The 17,245-nt window shown below is 48.8% G+C and carries 16 protein-coding genes and 1 pseudogene; 6 read left to right on the forward strand and 11 right to left on the reverse strand.

Going from position 1 to position 17,245, the window contains the following annotated elements; translation table 11 throughout:
* The first annotated feature begins 82 nt into the window (after positions 1–82).
* Positions 83–1,573: an arabinosylfuranosidase ArfA gene (gene arfA / locus NGM66_RS11235; protein WP_258115679.1), complete on the forward strand. Its 1,491-nt coding sequence runs from the start codon at positions 83–85 to the stop codon at positions 1,571–1,573.
* Positions 1,574–1,658: 85 nt separating this feature from the next.
* On the opposite strand, the gene recQ is transcribed toward arfA, so the two are convergent.
* Positions 1,659–3,461, reverse strand: a complete 1,803-nt coding sequence (gene recQ, locus NGM66_RS11240) for a DNA helicase RecQ (protein ID WP_208909143.1) — start codon at positions 3,459–3,461, stop codon at positions 1,659–1,661.
* 364 nt (positions 3,462–3,825) lie between these two features.
* Between recQ and NGM66_RS11245 the strand changes: the two genes are divergently transcribed.
* The 3 genes from NGM66_RS11245 (at position 3,826) to NGM66_RS11255 (ending at position 7,426) form a co-directional block, all read left to right on the forward strand.
* On the forward strand, positions 3,826–4,266 hold the full coding sequence (locus NGM66_RS11245; protein ID WP_208909142.1) for a MarR family winged helix-turn-helix transcriptional regulator: 441 nt from the start codon (positions 3,826–3,828) through the stop codon (positions 4,264–4,266).
* Positions 4,267–4,325: 59 nt separating this feature from the next.
* Complete coding sequence (locus NGM66_RS11250; RefSeq protein WP_208909141.1) at positions 4,326–5,690, forward strand: dihydrolipoyl dehydrogenase family protein; 1,365 nt, start codon at positions 4,326–4,328, stop codon at positions 5,688–5,690.
* Positions 5,691–6,022: 332 nt separating this feature from the next.
* Entirely contained in the window at positions 6,023–7,426 is a 1,404-nt protein-coding gene (locus NGM66_RS11255; RefSeq protein WP_208909140.1) for a C69 family dipeptidase, read from the forward strand.
* A 228-nt stretch (positions 7,427–7,654) separates the two neighbouring features.
* Here the strand turns inward: NGM66_RS11255 and NGM66_RS11260 are convergent, their stop codons facing one another.
* The 3 genes from NGM66_RS11260 to NGM66_RS11270 form a co-directional block, all read right to left on the reverse strand.
* Entirely contained in the window at positions 7,655–10,189 is a 2,535-nt protein-coding gene (locus tag NGM66_RS11260; RefSeq protein WP_208909139.1) for a M1 family metallopeptidase, read from the reverse strand.
* Positions 10,190–10,265: 76 nt separating this feature from the next.
* On the reverse strand, positions 10,266–10,748 hold the full coding sequence (locus NGM66_RS11265) for a flavodoxin (RefSeq protein WP_208909138.1): 483 nt from the start codon (positions 10,746–10,748) through the stop codon (positions 10,266–10,268).
* A 132-nt stretch (positions 10,749–10,880) separates the two neighbouring features.
* Positions 10,881–11,291, reverse strand: coding sequence for a hypothetical protein (locus NGM66_RS11270; protein ID WP_208909137.1), 411 nt, complete (start codon positions 11,289–11,291; stop codon positions 10,881–10,883).
* A 320-nt stretch (positions 11,292–11,611) separates the two neighbouring features.
* Between NGM66_RS11270 and NGM66_RS14385 the strand changes: the two are divergent.
* Positions 11,612–12,494, forward strand: a pseudogene (locus NGM66_RS14385) (aldo/keto reductase).
* A 405-nt stretch (positions 12,495–12,899) separates the two neighbouring features.
* Here NGM66_RS14385 and NGM66_RS11285 read toward each other — a convergent pair.
* The 6 genes from NGM66_RS11285 to NGM66_RS11310 all read right to left on the reverse strand — a co-directional run bounded on the left by NGM66_RS11285 (position 12,900) and on the right by NGM66_RS11310 (position 16,268).
* Positions 12,900–13,112 carry a hypothetical protein gene (locus tag NGM66_RS11285; protein WP_208909134.1) on the reverse strand — a complete coding sequence of 71 codons (213 nt, stop codon included), beginning with the start codon at positions 13,110–13,112 and terminating at the stop codon, positions 12,900–12,902.
* Between the two features lie 107 nt (positions 13,113–13,219).
* Positions 13,220–13,363, reverse strand: coding sequence for a hypothetical protein (locus NGM66_RS11290; RefSeq protein WP_258115681.1), 144 nt, complete (start codon positions 13,361–13,363; stop codon positions 13,220–13,222).
* 119 nt (positions 13,364–13,482) lie between these two features.
* On the reverse strand, positions 13,483–13,941 hold the full coding sequence (locus NGM66_RS11295; protein WP_208909133.1) for a hypothetical protein: 459 nt from the start codon (positions 13,939–13,941) through the stop codon (positions 13,483–13,485).
* Between the two features lie 52 nt (positions 13,942–13,993).
* Positions 13,994–14,596, reverse strand: coding sequence for a hypothetical protein (locus NGM66_RS11300; protein WP_208909132.1), 603 nt, complete (start codon positions 14,594–14,596; stop codon positions 13,994–13,996).
* Between the two features lie 744 nt (positions 14,597–15,340).
* Positions 15,341–15,814: a flavodoxin gene (locus tag NGM66_RS11305; protein ID WP_208909131.1), complete on the reverse strand. Its 474-nt coding sequence runs from the start codon at positions 15,812–15,814 to the stop codon at positions 15,341–15,343.
* Between the two features lie 187 nt (positions 15,815–16,001).
* Positions 16,002–16,268 (reverse strand): hypothetical protein, encoded by a 267-nt coding sequence (locus tag NGM66_RS11310; protein ID WP_208909130.1) that lies wholly within the window; start codon positions 16,266–16,268, stop codon positions 16,002–16,004.
* Between the two features lie 237 nt (positions 16,269–16,505).
* On the opposite strand from NGM66_RS11310, the gene NGM66_RS11315 reads away from it, so the two are divergent.
* Positions 16,506–16,817: a helix-turn-helix domain-containing protein gene (locus NGM66_RS11315; protein ID WP_208909129.1), complete on the forward strand. Its 312-nt coding sequence runs from the start codon at positions 16,506–16,508 to the stop codon at positions 16,815–16,817.
* On the opposite strand, the gene NGM66_RS11320 is transcribed toward NGM66_RS11315, so the two are convergent.
* Positions 16,812–17,039, reverse strand: a complete 228-nt coding sequence (locus NGM66_RS11320) for a hypothetical protein (RefSeq protein WP_208909128.1) — start codon at positions 17,037–17,039, stop codon at positions 16,812–16,814. The genes NGM66_RS11315 and NGM66_RS11320 overlap by 6 nt on opposite strands.
* Positions 17,040–17,245: the final 206 nt, after the last annotated feature.

Here is a 17,245-nt window from a genome sequence, read left to right on the forward strand (position 1 = left end):
TTACTGATTTAGCTGAGAGGGATGGCCAGTCTGGTCGTTCCTCTTTTCTTATACACACCCTACTCAAGGAGGAATTACATCCATGCAAGGAAAACTAACAGTTGACCCCACCAATCAAATTTCTAAAATTGATGATCGGGTTTACAGTGCTTTAATCGAACATCTCGGCCGTGGCGTTTACGACGGCTTATACAACCCCGGTCACCCCAAGTCCGATGAGAATGGCTTCCGTCAAGACGTCGTCAAGGCGGTCAAGGACCTGAACATCGACTTGATTCGTTACCCCGGTGGTAACTTCGTCTCTGGCTTCAACTGGGAAGACAGCATTGGTCCCAAGGCAGACCGCCCGACGCGCCTCGACCTGGCTTGGCGCAGCATTGAAACCAACCAATTTGGCCTCCATGAATTCATGAAATGGACCCAGCAAACGGGCACGCGTCCCGATATGGCGGTCAACCTGGGGAGCCGTGGCATTGATGCCGCCCGTAACCTGGTGGAATACTGCAACTTCCCTGGTGGCACTTACTGGAGCGACCTGCGGAAGCAAAATGGTGCCGAGAAGCCCTTTAACATCAAGACCTGGTGCCTGGGCAACGAAATGGACGGTGACTGGCAGATCGGTCACAAGACCGCCGAAGAATACGGTCGCCTGGCCCACGAAACGGCCAAGGTGATGCGCCTAGTCGATCCCGACATCGACTTAGTCGTCAGCGGCAGCTCCACCCGTGAAATGGCAACGTTTGGTAGCTGGGAAGAAACCGTGCTCGATCATACCTACGATGACGTGGACTACCTGTCCTTGCACCGTTACTACGATAATGAGGAAAACGACCTCCACAACTTCTTGGCGAAGTCCCGTGATTTTGATGAATTCATCAGCGGTATCGTGGCGGTCTGTGACGCGGTCAAAGCCCGCAAGCACAGTACCAAGACGCTGAACTTGGCCTTGGACGAATGGAACGTGTGGTACCACTCCCACAAACAAGACGATGAGACCGCGCCTTGGCAAAACGCCCCCCACTTGCTGGAAGACCACTACAACTTTGAAGATGCCCTGATGGTTGGGACCATGCTGATCACCCTGCTCAAGCACGCTGACCGCGTTAAGATTGCCTGCCTGGCACAACTGGTCAACGTCATTGCCCCAATCATGACCGATGACCAAGGCATCTGGCTGCAATCCATCTTCTTCCCGTTCATGCAAGTCTCCAAGTATGGCCGCGGTATTGCCTTAACACCTAAGCAAACCGCTGACACTTACGACAGCAAGGACTTCAAGGACGTGCCTTACCTCGACAGCTTGGCCGTTTACAACCCAGACGCCTCCGAAGTCGTGATCTTCGCCGAAAACAAGGGTGAAGACGCCATGGACTTCACCACTGACCTGAGCGACTTGAACGCCGAAAGCGTCATTGAAGCCACTCAGTTCTATGGCTATGACATCAAGCAGACCAACGAGGACCAGCAAATGGCCATTCAACCAAATAAACAGGTCACCCTGGATAACAACGTCCTCAAGACCACGTTACACCCCTTGTCCTGGAACATGTTCCGGATCAAGGTTCAAAACTAATTTACAGTTTTACTAGGCATTAAAAAGGGCTTCAACGTCCCACCGCACTGAGCGGCAAGGCGTTGAAGCCCTTTGTTTGTCTGCATTAATTTGCCGTCTCTTCTGATGCCTGACCCTTGTTCGCCACATACTCGCGAATAATGGCCATAAAGTCTTCACCATACTTATCCAACTTACTCTGACCAACACCCTTCACATCGAGGAAGTCTTGATCATCGACGGGGAGCGCTTCGCAAATGGCATGCAGGGTTCTGTCCGAGAAAATGACGAACGGCGGCTTGCCGATGTCTTCGGCCAAACTTCGCCGCAATGCGCGCAGCTGTTCGAAGAGCTCGTCGTCTTCTGGTGCCAGCCGTTTGACCTGCCGCGCCATTTTCCGGAAGACCTGGGTCTCACCCTTCAATACCGCACCGCCTTCAGCCGTGACCTTCAAGGTCGGATACTGCCCGCCAACACTGGCTAAATAGCCCGCCGCCGTCAAAAAATCGATCAGCTCACCGACTGCCTTTTGCCGCTGGCCCCGCATGATGCCGTAGGTCGTGACCTCGTCCAAATGCTGTTCTAAGACCCGCTGATTGTGTGCCCCCGTCAGTACCTGGGCGACCACGGCCTTGCCATACCGGGAACGCAGACGAATCACGCAAGACAGAATCTTCTGGGCATCCGTGGTGACGTCTTGGGCTTCTCGGTCGTCCAAACAATTACTACAGCGGCCACACGGGGCCGACTCCTCACCGAAGTAATGAAGGATGAACTGCTGCAGGCACCCCTGCGTATTGGCGTAGTGGTTCATGACCTGTAATTTACGGTAAGCCCGCTGGCGATGCTCCTCATCCATTTCCGATTGGTCGATGAAGAACCGCTGAATCTGCAAGTCTGACGCGCGGTATAACAAGATGGCCTCGCTAGGTAGACCGTCACGTCCCGCCCGGCCGGCCTCTTGGTAATACGCTTCCAGTGTCCCAGGCACCTGCGCATGAATGACGAAGCGCACATTGCTCTTGTCGATGCCCATACCAAAAGCGTTGGTGGCCACCATGACCTGAACGCGGTCGTAAAGGAAGTCCTCTTGATTTTGACGCCGAATCTCCTCGGCCAGTCCTGCATGATACGGGGCCACGTCAATGTGATGACGCTGGAGTAGTTTGGTGACCCGGTCGACTTCCTTACGCGTACTAGCATAAATAATGCCTGCCTCGCCCGCGTTAACCTTCAGATAATCCAAAATGTAGCGGTCAGTATCCTGGTCCTTGACCACCGTTAAGTTCAAATTATCCCGAGCAAAGCCGGTATTGACCTCGTTGGCCGCGTCGATGCGCAACTGCTGGCGAATGTCGGTCGCCACTTGCTCAGTGGCCGTTGCCGTTAACGCCAACACCTGCGGATGCGTCGGGAGCTGTTCGATGGCCGTACTCAGTGCCAAGTAACTCGGCCGAAAGTCATGGCCCCATTGGGAAATACAGTGGGCCTCGTCCACCGCCAACAGGTCAATTGGCAGGCGCGCCAATGACTGAATGAAAGCCGCCGAATCCAAACGTTCGGGCGCAATATAGAGTAATTTATACTCGCCGTTGTGCAGGGCAGCCAAGCGTTCTTGGATGTCCGGCCACTCTAAAGAACTATTGATAAACGTTGCGGGAATGCCGCTGTCATTTAACGCATCGACCTGATCCTTCATTAGAGAGATCAGCGGTGACACGACCACCGTGATGCCCGCAAAGAGCATCGCAGGGATTTGGTAACACAGGGACTTTCCGCCCCCGGTCGGCATGATGGCTAGGCTGTTATCCCCCGCCAAGACGTGTTCGATCACTGCTTTTTGGCCCGGTCGAAATTCATCGTAGCCAAAGACTTGTTTTAACACTTGTTGCGCTGCCGTCAGATCCATCGAGTCGCTCCTTAATCCATTTTTTCACTAACTTTTCCTGTTCGGGTGATGATTCTCATGCGTCAGGTTCCAGACCACCGAATTTAGTCACCAGATTACTGCGTCCGTTACCAACTGCTCAGGGGGGACGGCCAAAATAAGCCTGATTTTCACGGTTTTTGGCGATCACCCACAAAAATATTTTAAACTTTTTTTGCCAATCGACAACTGGTCAGTAAGTCTATTCTACTGGCATTCGGTCCCGGTTACAACCGAACAGGGTGATAATTAATTTTCACAATCTCGCCCAAAGATAGTTGACAGGTCCGACAAATTCGACTATAGTAAATTCCATCGTACACAACTTAATTGGAGGCATGACAATTTGACGGAAGACAATTTAACCTTGGCAAATCAACTGTGCTTCTCGACTTACCATGCCAGCCGATTGCTGATTAAACTTTATCAACAGGCACTTCAGCCCTTTGCGCTCACTTATCCGCAGTACCTCGTTTTGCTGGTTCTGTGGGAAAATGACCGTTTACCACTCCATGAGTTGGGCGACCGGTTGGATTTCGGTAGTAATACCCTAACCCCGTTGCTCAAACGCATGGAGATCAACGGCTGGCTGACCCGTGAGCCCCTAATCAGTGACCGGCGTCAACTAATCATCACGTTGACCCCCATGGCGTTGCGCACCAAGCCACAGATTTTTGCGGCCGTACGAGAGCTCGTTGCGCACCGGTCTTTTGACCAAGAACAATACCAGGCTGCTTTGCAAGTGAACCAACACCTTGTCGAGAAGCTCCAACGACTGTTACCCTAAGTTTCAGTCGTCACAATCAATCGTCCACGACTTATTTAAGAAAGAGGTATTTCACGTTAATGATACAATATGATGTTGCATTTATCGGGAGTGGCCACGCCAACTGGCACGCCGCTGTCGCTTTGAAACAAGCTGGGAAGTCCGTCGTTATCATCGAAAAGGACCTGCTCGGTGGCACCTGCACCAACTATGGCTGTGACGCCAAGATTCTCTTGGATGGCCCGGCCGAACTTATTTCCCGACTAGCCCACTACCAAAACGCAGGCGTGACGTCTCAAACGACCGTCGACTGGCCGACCTTCATGGCCTACAAGCACCAGGTCATCGATGCGCTGCCTAACCAAATGGCCCAGGCCTTTGACCAACTGGGCATCGACGTGATTCAGGGAAGCGGGATTTTGATGGGCGACCATTTGATTCAAGTTGGTAAGCAAGTCGTTTCGGCAACGAACATCGTTATCGGCACGGGCCAACGGTCGAAGCGGTTGGCCATCGTGGGTAAGGAATTCATGCATGACAGTCGTGATTTTTTGAACCTACCAGACCTGCCGAGTCACGTGACCTTCATTGGTGCCGGCATCATTACCTTGGAGTTTGCTTCCTTGGTCATGGCCCTCGGTAGCCAGGTTACCATCATCGAACATGGTGACCGCGCGGCTCGTGGCTTCGACGCCCGGCACGTTGAAAAATTAGTGGCGGAAATGACCGCAAACGGCGCCACCTTCCACTTTGGTGAGACCGCTCTGGCCGTCGACGTCACGACGGACGGTTACCAGGTCACGACCACCAGTGGCTTGAGCGTGGCCACCCAATACGTGGTCGACGCCACCGGTCGTGAACCCAACGTCACCAACCTGGGCCTGGAAAACGCCGGCATCCACACCAACCAATTTGGGATTGAAGTCGACGATCATTTACGGGCCAACGGCGACAACATCTACGCCAGTGGCGATGTTGTGGCTAAATTACAGCCCAAGCTGACCCCCACAGCGACCTTTGAATCCAACTACATTGCGAGCCAGATCTTAGGAGACACGGCACCCATCGACTATCCCGCCATCCCCAGCGTGCTCTTCGCCTTACCACGGCTGGCACAGGTCGGCGTGACTACCGCTACGGCGGCCGCTGATCCTGATCAGTATCACACGCAGACCATCCCCTTCGGTCAACTATTCGCCTTCGAATATCAAAACGATACGACGGCCGAAGTGACCGCAATACTGAATACTACTAACCAATTAGTGGGCGCGGCGGTTTATGGCATGGATGCACCGGACCTGATCAACGTCCTGACGTTGATCATCGACCAAAAATTGACCGGTGCTAGCTTGCAGCACATGATTCTCGCCTTTCCAACTGCCACCCAAGGTATTATTGACGCCCTGTTGCCCCTCTTACAGGCAGCGCCAACTCCCACCAAGTAACTGGGCGCCTTACCCTAACAAAAATGATGCCACGCAAGATCACTTGTGCTGCATCATTTTTTTGATGACTATTTCAAGTACGCGGTGTAAAATGCCGCGGGCTGATACAGATACGTCAGTGTTGTCGCATCAAATATAGCACAGTTTACCGGCGATTAGGGGGAAATCCGCACGGAACTGGACCTACTACGCCACCGCAAATCGGCAACGAGCTGTGGTCAGTGACAGCGTTGCCGGAAAAATTCGCAAACAAATCACAGGTACTTGCCGAACTACTTCTCTTCCCCTAGCTAGCAATGATATAATACGGGTTAAAAGGAGTTGCTGTATTTATGGAAAAACGACTTAAAGGTTCATGTACGACCATCTTAGTTGGGAAAAAGGCGTCCATTGACGGTTCCACGATCATTTCACGGAACGACGACGGTCACGAAGCCCTCGACCCCGAAAAGTTTGTGGTCATCAACCCTGCCGACCAACCACGGCATTATCAATCCGTTATTAGTGGCGTCAAGGTGGAATTGCCAGACAATCCCCTACGCTACACGTCCATCCCGAACTCAATTCTGACCAATGGTATCTGGCCAGCTGCCGGGATCAACAGTGACAACGTTGCCATGTCCGCCACTGAAACCATCACCACGAATTCTCGCGTCATGGGTATCGACCCTTACGTCGCTGGTGGTCTGGGTGAAGAAGACCTGGTTACCTTGGTGTTGCCTTACATTCACAGCGCCAAGGAAGGGGTCGAACGCCTGGGCAGTTTGCTCGCTCAATACGGGACTTACGAACCCAACGGAATTGCCTTTTCCGATAACAACGAAATCTGGTGGTTAGAAACCATCGGCGGTCATCACTGGGCTGCTAAGCGGATTCCGGATGACGCCTACGTGGTTGCGCCAAATCGGATGAACATCGACGACTTTGATTTCAACGCCGACGACACCCTGGCTTCTGACGACTTGAAAGACCTGATTGCCAAATACAACTTGAATCCTGACTTCGACGGTGTCAACCTGCGTCACATCTTCGGGAGTGCCACCGACAAGGATACGGTTTACAACAACCCACGAGCTTGGTTCGGCCAAAAGTACTTCACACCTGACGTGGAACATGATCCCCAAGATCAAGACCTGCCATTCATCTGCCACGCCAACCGCAAGATTACCATTGAAGACGTCAAGTACGTGCTAAGCTCTCACTTTGAGAACACCAAGTACGACGTTTACGGTGATGGCTCTGAAAGTGACAAGACCAAGTTCCGGCCAATCGGTATCAACCGGAACCACGATGTCCACATCTTACAGATCCGCAACAACGTGCCTGACAGCATCGCCGGAATTCACTGGTTAGCCTTTGGGGCCAACACATTCAACACGGTTGTGCCATTCTACGCCAACGTGGACGATACCCCAGCCGCTTACAAGGACGCTGACGGTACCTTTAACCTGAATCACATGTACTGGCTGAGTTGCACCACGGCATTGCTGGGTGACACGGACTACGACCTGTACGTCGACTTCCGCAACACCTTCGCTCTGGAAGCCATGGGTGCTTACCGCAAGATTCAAAATGACACTGACGCTGCAATCGCAAACGGCGCCGACGTTAAGATTCTGAAGGAAGCCAACGAAAAGCTGTCCAACGAATCCTTCACGCGTCAAACCAAGTTACTGGGTGACATGGTGACCTTTGGTTCCGAACACATGAAGCTACGTTACAACTTGAACGACTAATCTAATTTTGAAATGACCGCTTGGAAGACCCCTTTTCCGAAGCGGTCATTTTTCTTTGGTCTCATCAGTATACCTGGCTTACCCCATGGGTGTATAGCAAAATTGCCCCATTGACCGGTAAAATCGTTTTAATCCGCTACTAGTCCGTGACCAAAACTGTTCGTTGGTTTAAAAAAAGGACCTGGAATTGGCTTCCAGGCCCTCAGTGTGACAGGTTTCAATTTAATGTTATCCCTTTACCGTTTGGGCAACAGCAGCGTTAACCGCGTCCTTCTCGGCTTCAACCAGGGCCACGCGGGTCTCAATGACCTTGGTGTCCATGGTAATTTCCCGGGTTAACCCCGGCGTGTTTAACTTCGGTTCGAAGAAGGCCTTGAATTCAGCCAACCGTTCTGGCGTGTGGAAGACACCCGTCGTAACGGTAATGTAGGTAGTAAACTCCATGTCGCCACCAACCGTATCTTCCAGCCATTGCCAGTCGTTTCTGATCCAATCCCAAGCGGCTTGTTGCCCCTTGTGCGCCAGCACGCCACGGTACCAAGCTCGTAAGTCTTGTGGCTTGATGGTGTCGGCATCTTCGAAGACGGCAATCAGCTTGTCAACGAGATGACTGTCTGGCGTAGTTGGCAATGCAGCGGCGATGTCGGCCTTGTAGCTGGCATCACTGGACTTGCGGTAATCGTTAAGCAATTGGTCAAAGAGTGCTTCTGACCCGAAGTTTTCCACCTCATTGGCCAAAATGTAGACCCGCACAGCCGCTGGTAAGCCAGCCAAGTTGTCTTGATGCGCCGTGAAGATGTCGTGAGCCGCCGTCAATGCCGCGTCGTCCTTGGCATAGAGTGCCGCACTTAAGATCGTTGGCCGTGTCAGTTCATCATCGTTGCTCTCGCCAGCCTGTGGTAACCAGCCCAGCCGCGCGATTTGGTCGCCGCTCAATTTGCCAAACAGTGCTCGCAATTGTTGTTCTTTCGCGGAACCTTCCTTGACGAACTTCTTCAGGTTAGCTGCCACACCGTACAGCACGTCGTTGACGATAGCTGAGTGGCTAGCTGCAAACCGTGGCAGTAATGGCACGATGTCAGCGTAGGAGATCTGGTGGCCTTCAGCCAAAAGGCGTAGGTCTTGCAGTAATTGTAATTGGGCGATGGCGTCCAAATCATCCAAATGTGCCAGGATATCTTGTAACAACGTATCATCATACTTGACGATGAAGTGCGAGTTGTTGCCGACGTTCAAGCGGAATGGTTCCCCGCTGGCCTGACGCAGTTCGGCGTAGTTCCCCAACGTTGCGTCGGTATCCGCAAAGATTGCTGGCGCAGCGTCGTAATTACTGTTCAACGGTACTTGCCATTGACGGCCAGCATCCTTACCATCACCGATGAAGAATTGTTGTTGGTGAATGGTCAATTGTCCATCAACGACTGCGGCGGAAATGACTGGGTAACCAGGTTGTTCCAACCATGAGGTCATGATGGCCCCAACGTCCATCCCAGAAGCGGCACCCAAGGCAGCCCAGAGGTCAGCACCAGTTGCGTTGCCGTAATGATGGGTCGCAAAGTAGTTCTTCAACCCAGCACGCAAGGCATCATCACCGATCAAGGCACGAACCATGACCAGCATCCGGGCCCCCTTGGCGTAAACGATGGCACTATCGAAGAGCGCATCGATTTCCGCTGGGTCCTCAACTTGTACGTGCACGGATTGGACGCCGTCAGTGGCATCCCGTTGCAGGGCCATTGGGGCTTCACCCGTCTGGAAGGCTTCCCAAATGTGCCAGTCTGGTTCGATGGCATCGATTGCCACGTATTCCATCATGTTGGCAAAGCTTTCGTTCAACCAGAGGTCATCCCACCACTTCATGGTAACCAGATCACCGAACCATTGGTGAGCCAGTTCATGGGCAATGACCGTGGCCACGCGTTGCTTGGTTTCAAAGGCCGTGTTATCGGGATCTAACAGTAAGTAGGCTTCCCGGTAAGTGACTAGTCCCCAGTTCTCCATGGCGCCGGCAGAGAAGTCTGGTAAGGCCAGTTGCCAGGAGTGTGGGAGTGGATATGGCGTTTGATAAAAGTCTTCATAAAATTCAATTGACCGTTTGGCAATGTCCAACGCAAAGTCAAGTTCCTTGGCTTGGTGGGCCTTGGTAGCGAAGACCCCGACCTGCACGCCACTCTTGGTGGTGGTCAGCTTGCTTTGCATGTCACCAAAGGCAAAGGCAATCAGGTAAGAGGACATGCGTACCGTGGTGTCAAAGTAGTGCACGCCATCTTCCGTCTTGACTTCGGGCATGTTGCTGATGATCGTCTCGCCGTCGTGTTCGTCAAACTTAATCGCCAGGTCAAACGTGGCCTTAGCTTCGGGTTCATCGACACACGGGAAGGCTTGGCGAGCCGCAGTCGTTTCAAATTGCGTCCCGATCAGCTGTTGCTTCTTACCGTTCAGTTCGTAGTAAGATGGGTAAATGCCCATCATACTGTCGGTCAAAGGCGCACTGAAGTCGATGGCTAACGTGGTCTCGCCGGTCTTGGTCAGTTCGATGTGAATGGCTTCGGTCTCGTCATCAAAGGTAAACGGTACCGCTGCCCCATCAGCCGTAACGGCACTGATGGTCATGTATTTTTGGTGAATGGCAATCCCAGTTTCTTTGGCGTCACCAGTGATGGTTGACGTCCCAGAGATTTGCTTCGTTGCCCGATTAATATCGAGGTAAACATTGTAATGCGTTGGTTGGAATAATTCATAAAAATGTGTGGATTCTGCCATAGTTTTCTCCTTAAATTCTTAGAATAAGCCCATTATACGACAATTGATTCTGCAGTGCCACGAATGACGTGGGAAATTACTGATTCCCCGCCTTCAGCCAGTCCTCGACTTCTTGACCCGTAATCGCGGTCATAAACCGGTGACTTGGCCCCCAGTTGATGGCGGGATAAGCCGTCTTGAGAGTGGCCGTGGATTTGGCGATTGGCGTTGAGCCGGACGTACAGAACTGACGGACGTCCTTGCAGCGGAAGAGCCCGGTCTCCAGCAACGTGTTGATCACGTGGGGCACCTGCCCCCACCAGAGTGGTGACCCTAGGAAAATGGTGTCGGCTTGCGCAATCAGACGCTTATTCGGCACCACGATGCCTGGTCGCGAGGTGCTGTCGTGGGTCTCCAATGAGGTCCGGCTAGTGGGGTCATTCCAGTCCAAATCAGCTGCGGTGTAGGGTTGTTCGGCCTGCAGCGGTACCAACTGTGCCCCGGTCACGGCCGCAATCTTCTGTGCCACTGCTTCCGTATGTCCAGTGTTGGAAAAGTATAAAATCACTTGTTTTGCCATGTAAAATCCCCCTGTGATTGAATTTTTCTCTCTAGGTTAAGTTTACACCTTGGGTGGGAGATTCTTGTAGTGAAAGCGTAGGAGGTGATCGTAAAAGGAAAGGACTGTGCGCGCGCAGTCCCCCCTTCAAAATTATTTAGCTCGGTGCAGAAAAATATCACCACCGTGTTCTTGGCCAAAATCTAGTATCTTACCATTGACCGAAAGAAAATTTCGTTTGGTAAACAATGTATTTCCCTTTAAAAGCGCCAATCCGGATTTGTAACTAACCAGACGAATCTTATGGATCTTGTGGTTATACATCTTGTCTGGCAAATAGCCCTTCGCCTGCCACGTCGCGGATTTCTTATAAACACGCAGTTTCAGCTTGGGACACCACATGTTCTTTTTGATATGGTGGGGGCTGTTGTATTGCGGTTTGGCAACCCAAGTCCCCCGCATGCTCTTTGGCATCACTTTGGAACTCGCACTAGCCGGCACCGTCATGATTGGTCCCAACGTGACCAGCGTCAATAAAACAGCAATAAGTTGTTTTAACTTCATCTGAATCGCTCCTCGAAATATGTATTTGATACAGTCTCAGAATACCATGACATCACCGATTGTTCCCTGTTGGATGATTGGAATTTTTCATTTTGGCGGTTTTTACTAGGTTCAACGTCATATGCTGACTTTTACAAGTTTCAGTCTGCCAGTCACGGGTCTTTACTCCCACATCTAAAGTTTTTCTTGACTTAAACTCATATTTAAGTCATATACTGATTCTTAAAGAACGCTATCACTCACAGAAAGCAGGTAAAACATTGCAAACTTCACTTTTAGGTACTAGTGATTTACGCGTCTCTCCCATTGGTCTTGGCACCATGGCATTTGGCCGTTGGATCGATGAACACGCGAGTTTCCAGATTTTAGACTACGCCATTGACCACGGCATCAACCTGGTCGATACTGCCGACTACTACGGTCCTGGTCAAGATCAGGACGTGGCTTTTGGTGACGGTACCTCCGAAACGATTATTGGCCATTGGCTCAAACAACATCCCGCAGCACGGAAAAATATTGTTCTGGCCTCTAAGGTTGGGCAAAACACGAATCCACATCAATCAACGCCCAGCCTCTCTAAGACGCACATTCTCCAACAGATTGACGGCTCCCTACAACGATTACAGACCGATCACTTGGATTTGTACCAAGCACACCTCTTTGATAAGGGGACGCCCCCTAGAAGAAACGCTGACCACGTTAAGCGGCCTAATCGATGCGGGTAAGATTCGCTACTATGGCGTTTCAAATTACTCCGCCCAACAGCTACGGAACGCGCTGACCATCATCGACCAACGTCATCTACACCCATTCGTTTCGGTCCAAAACCGTGATAATCTGTTGACCACGCAAGCTAGTGAACCAGCGCTGACATTTGCTAAAAATCACCAGATTGGTTATTTGGCCTACAGTCCCTTAGCTCGCGGTGTTTTGACCGGCAAATACTTAAATGGTAATATTCCTGCTGGCAGTCGATTAAGTCAAGGGGAGCACATGATGCAGGAATACATGAACGATTCCGTAAATCAGAAAGTGACGCAATTTAAGCAACTAGCAGATAGCGCCAATATTCCCATGGCACAACTTGCCTTTAGTTGGTTACTGACCCGCTCTGGTCTAACAACAACCCTATTTGGTGCCAGCAAGCTACGATACTTTGATGCGTATTGGCGGCCACTGAACAGCCGCTTTCAGCTGATTTGATCACAGAATTAACAAAATTGTCTCAGGCATAGGTATTAAGTCGAGCGAGCATTCTTAGATGGGGATGCCTCACTTGGCTTTTTCTTTGCATTCAGCGGTACCCAAGCGATTGTTACCAGCATACTAAATCAAGCAGCTGCGGTCAATTGGTAAAACGTTAATATTATTCAATAAATTTCCAGTATAATTTAATGAGTATTACGATTAGTATTTGTTATTGCTATTAGTTGCTATATAGCATTTATCCACAATTCGTCTCTTTAATGTTGCAATTGCTATTTACTCTCGATAACGTCTAATTCTTCTAAAAAGTTGTTTGCTTTCAGACCAAGACGTGATATCTTTAAGCTCAGAAAAAAACTCCGCAAGCATCCTTCGAAAAGATAGCTGGCGAAGATTTTCCATTCAAAGCCGTTCGGCAAACACAATATCGTCTGCCATGTTGTCAGGTGACACATGAGTCCCCGTCACCAAGTATGCTTGCTGCCACTCCAAGAGAATATCCCGATACGTCGTTAGTAACGCCTGAATTTTTAAATCACTATACTCATAGGTTCGTAACCGTGCTTCAATTTGTTCTTTCAAGTCATTATTGAGGGTAAGGGTGTTTTCCATCATTGGATTACCTCGCTCTTAATCAATATCAAATGTCAATCAATAAACGGCTGACTCTTATTTGTACTGGCAGTATAACTGATTCTACGATTGACTTCAATCAAGCTGATTTACTGCCATTGATACGCTTCTAACGACCCAATTAAATTAGTGCCATCTGCAATTAATCCATAGACCAGATTTGGCACTGAAGCACCGTCATCTCCTAAACGATTTGCAACAACAAAATCAAAATATGCCGAACTATAACTCAATCCAAAATCAAGTCGATGAACAAACTTTTGAATAGCAAACGTTTGTTCAAAACAAAAAGAACCCGTTAAGGTCCTTTGTCTAGTGCCGTGACAATAACTGATGGAAGCCTAGTTAGTCATCACTTCTTATAGAAATAAGTTCTCAGCGGCGTGCCATCCCCGTAATGATCAAGGAAAACTAAAGCTGGCTTTCCCTTATGTTTCACGCGTTTGATGGTTTCGTCAAAGATACTGTGCATGCGATACCAACTAATCCGCCAAGTTCCCGCCTTTTTCCCCTTCTTTACACTGAGATCACTGTGGTTATAGTAATGTGATTTCTTTTTTCCGGACCACTTCACCAAGGTATCCTTCTTACCATGATAGTAAGACTTATAGTGATAAACGTACTTGGTAATTTTCAGCGTGTGCCTAATCGCCGGATCTTCTTCATCTACATTTACCCAAGTGCCCCTAAACGACTTGGGCATTGTTGTGTAGTGAATCCGAGCCTCAGCCGTGGTTTCCGGAACGATGATTCCACCCAGAGCCAGTCCGGCAGTGACCGCAATCAGTGAGACAAGCCATTTTAATTTCATATTCGTTCGCATCCTTCTAAATTTAATCGTACCTATTTTCTGTAGCTACTCATTACTTCCGCACCGGGTCGCGCTTCCACAGACTATCATCAGAAACCGTCTTAATGCCATGGTATTCACCCAGCTTATGCCACTTCTTTTGACTCCGATTCAGTCCTTTGTTCGGGTCAATGTGGTTCCACAATAATTTTTGCCAAACCGTCATTTTCTTATTCTTGTTAGAGAACTTCACCTTGTAACGGCGATCTGAATAGCCCGAGCGTTTCAGGGTCGATTTGATTTGATAAGTGTGCTTCCCCATCTTCTGATAAGCCGGCACTGGATCACTCTCGTAACGACTGTTATTGATTAAGACTTCATCAAAGGTGTCCTCATACTTGCCATTCTTGTAGTACGAACGTAAAACATCAGCAAAGTAGTATTTGTTCTTCCACTTTCCTTGAGTGAGCTTCCCAATTTCAATATAATTCCGTGAATAAAGTTGCTTAGCCGACCCAAACTTGGCCCCTTTTTTGCTGGCCCACAGCTTGTGTTGCCGAACGAGTTTTGGCAATCCCTGGTGCCAAGCGCTGGCATCAGCGGTTGTTCCCGTAGCCAATACCAACATGCCTAATGCAACAAACACTAGTAGAAATCCCTTACCCAATTTATGCATGATTTTTGTCTCCTCCAGATTGAGCTGGCCCTTATGATGTATTTATGAAAAATATCTTGGTAGCCAAACACGCGAACCATCTCGCTGGCTTTTCCACAGATAATTTCAACCGCTTATTATCTCTGAAGTTACCTCATCAACTAACTTGTATGTACCTGCATTAATCTTTTTATCTACAGAAATCATCCCCAATTTGGCCGCATTAGTCACTTCAAAAAATAAGCAATGACACCTGTCGATATTGATTTCTCAGCCAAATTAATTATATACGCTGACATCAATATCCTTCTAATTTTCCCCTTGAATTCACATCCCCTCTTTTTAACTTTGTCTGGAAGAAATTCAGTGGCGAATTCAGTCTTAATTCTAGCAACAAAAAGTTCAAGCTTTTATCAACAAAACAAAATATTCATCCACTCGTCAGTATCTACAAGATACAGTTAATACCAGCACTTTATACTGCTAATATTAGTAAAGTTTCCTTAAAGTGTCAATATAGTATTTACTAGTACCAACATTTTAGGTACTATTCTGAACCATTCCGTATTAAGGGCGTATTAAGGGTAAATATATGAACATTGATCTATTCAGTGAACGGGCCAACGAGATTACTCATGAGCATTGACCGGTGGACCGTAAAAAACACGACTACCATCATGGCGTCGTGTTTTTGTGTGCACCCATCAAAAAAACACAATCAACTAGCGATTGTGCTCCCTAACAGTCCATCTTCTATACAACCGGTTAATCCTCTTCCGCCCAGTCCTCAATCTCCTGATTCGTCAGGCTGGATGCAAAACGCCGACCTGAATGCCAGCGAATGGCCGGATAGCCGTCACGTAGCTGTTTAACAGCTTCAAAGATTGACGTTTCCCCCGACGTACAGAACGGGTGAACGTCCTTGCCAACCAGATCAATACTATCTAAGAACGTCTCAATTTCCTGTGGAACCGTTGCCCACCAAATGGGAAAACCTAAATAAATCGTCGTTGCCGCTTTGATTGGTGCCGGATCAATGGCCTGAATCGCCGGTCGAACCCGCTCAACGTGTGTCCGGTGATACTCTTGGTTCTGTTGGTCCCGCCAATCTTCAGTCGGTGTATCATGCACCTGCGCATGAATCGCCACGAGCTGTGAACCGGTGGCAATTGCAATCCGCTCCGCAATCGCCTGGGTATGCCCGGTACTCGAAAAGTACAATACAACTGATTGCCCCATGAGTTATTCCCCCCAATTCATAAATAACATCCTAACTTAGTTATACACCATTTGACACAATCTGTTGAGTGTTAGGCCTCGCATTTAATTAATCCATGAGTTTTACTGATTTGTCGTAGACCCGCACGTATTTAAAAATGGCCAGTCCCATCGCTAGGATTAGCCATTCTATCTATACAGCATCAAGCTATTTAACCTGCACGGTCTTCACCGGGGTGACTCGCGAGAAGTGACCGTGGACATAATGACCTACGGCAACGCTAACCTTCTTCGCCTTAGGGGCGTAGACTTTCTTGCTAAACTTGTGTGACTTTAATTTGGCATAACGGTTGCCCTTATACGTCTTGATCCGAGCATAATTGGCCTTTTTGCCTAGTGTTACAGTTCCCTTAACCTTCACGTACCTCTTGGAGGCCGTCTTCTTCGCGGTCAGCTTTGTGATCTTGCTCTTCACTCGAGGAACACTCGTCACTTTATACGGTCGGATGTCGATACTGAAGTATCAAAGGTATTCTGCTTGATTTTTAAATAATTTCTCACTTACTTTAAAATAAGTGATTACAGCCTAAATTATATCGCAAACGAGTACTATTTTCTCTATTATATACAAAATAGAGTCTTTTAATCTCTGTCAAAGATAAGTTTCCTCTATTATGGTTAGCTTTAAACCCACAATAGGAGATAGCAAACCATGCAAACTGCGATTAGTAAATTGGTGAATCAAAAGCGACGCGCCTTAGACTTGACCATTGAACAATTAGCTGAACGAGCTAGTGTTTCTATCAGTTTGATTTCACGCATAGAACGCGGCGAACTAACGAATATCAGCGTGAATAAGTTACAGTCGATTGCGTCAGCGTTAAATCTAACCCTGAGCGACTTTTTCCCCGCGGAACCGTTAACTGGCATCCACACGCTGGACTTAGTTGCCTACCTCAGGTCCCTACCAGAAGACCAGCGTGAGGTCATTTCTGAAAGTATCTTGAAGATTTTACAACTATAGCTGATATTTCTGGACAATAAGCTGGGCAATTTCGTCCAGGGTCCGCTCGCCCGCATAGTGTTGATACTCGGCCACCAAGTCAATCGCACCAGCAGGTAACCTAATCTCAAAAATACGAAACCTGTGATAATCAAGTCGATGACCTGAGCCCCGGTCAATTAGAAATTTCAAATCCTGTAATAGCTGTAGTCTACTCAACAACGGATTATCTGGCTGTGCCATGCGCTAATCACTCCCAAAAAAATAAGCTAACCTCAACCAATTGGTCAAAGTTAGCTTAACGCAGCACCAAAATTAAATACAGACTTGTATTGAAGTGAAAATTAATTTTGGGAACTGGCTTTTTATTTAATCCTGAATTATTCATACCTTTCAAAAAAGTCGTCAGTTTTCATGTTTTTCAAAAACTGACGGCTTTTGATCTTGCT

Source organism: Levilactobacillus yiduensis, from assembly GCF_024718525.1.
Classification (GTDB): Bacteria; Bacillota; Bacilli; order Lactobacillales; family Lactobacillaceae; genus Levilactobacillus; species Levilactobacillus yiduensis.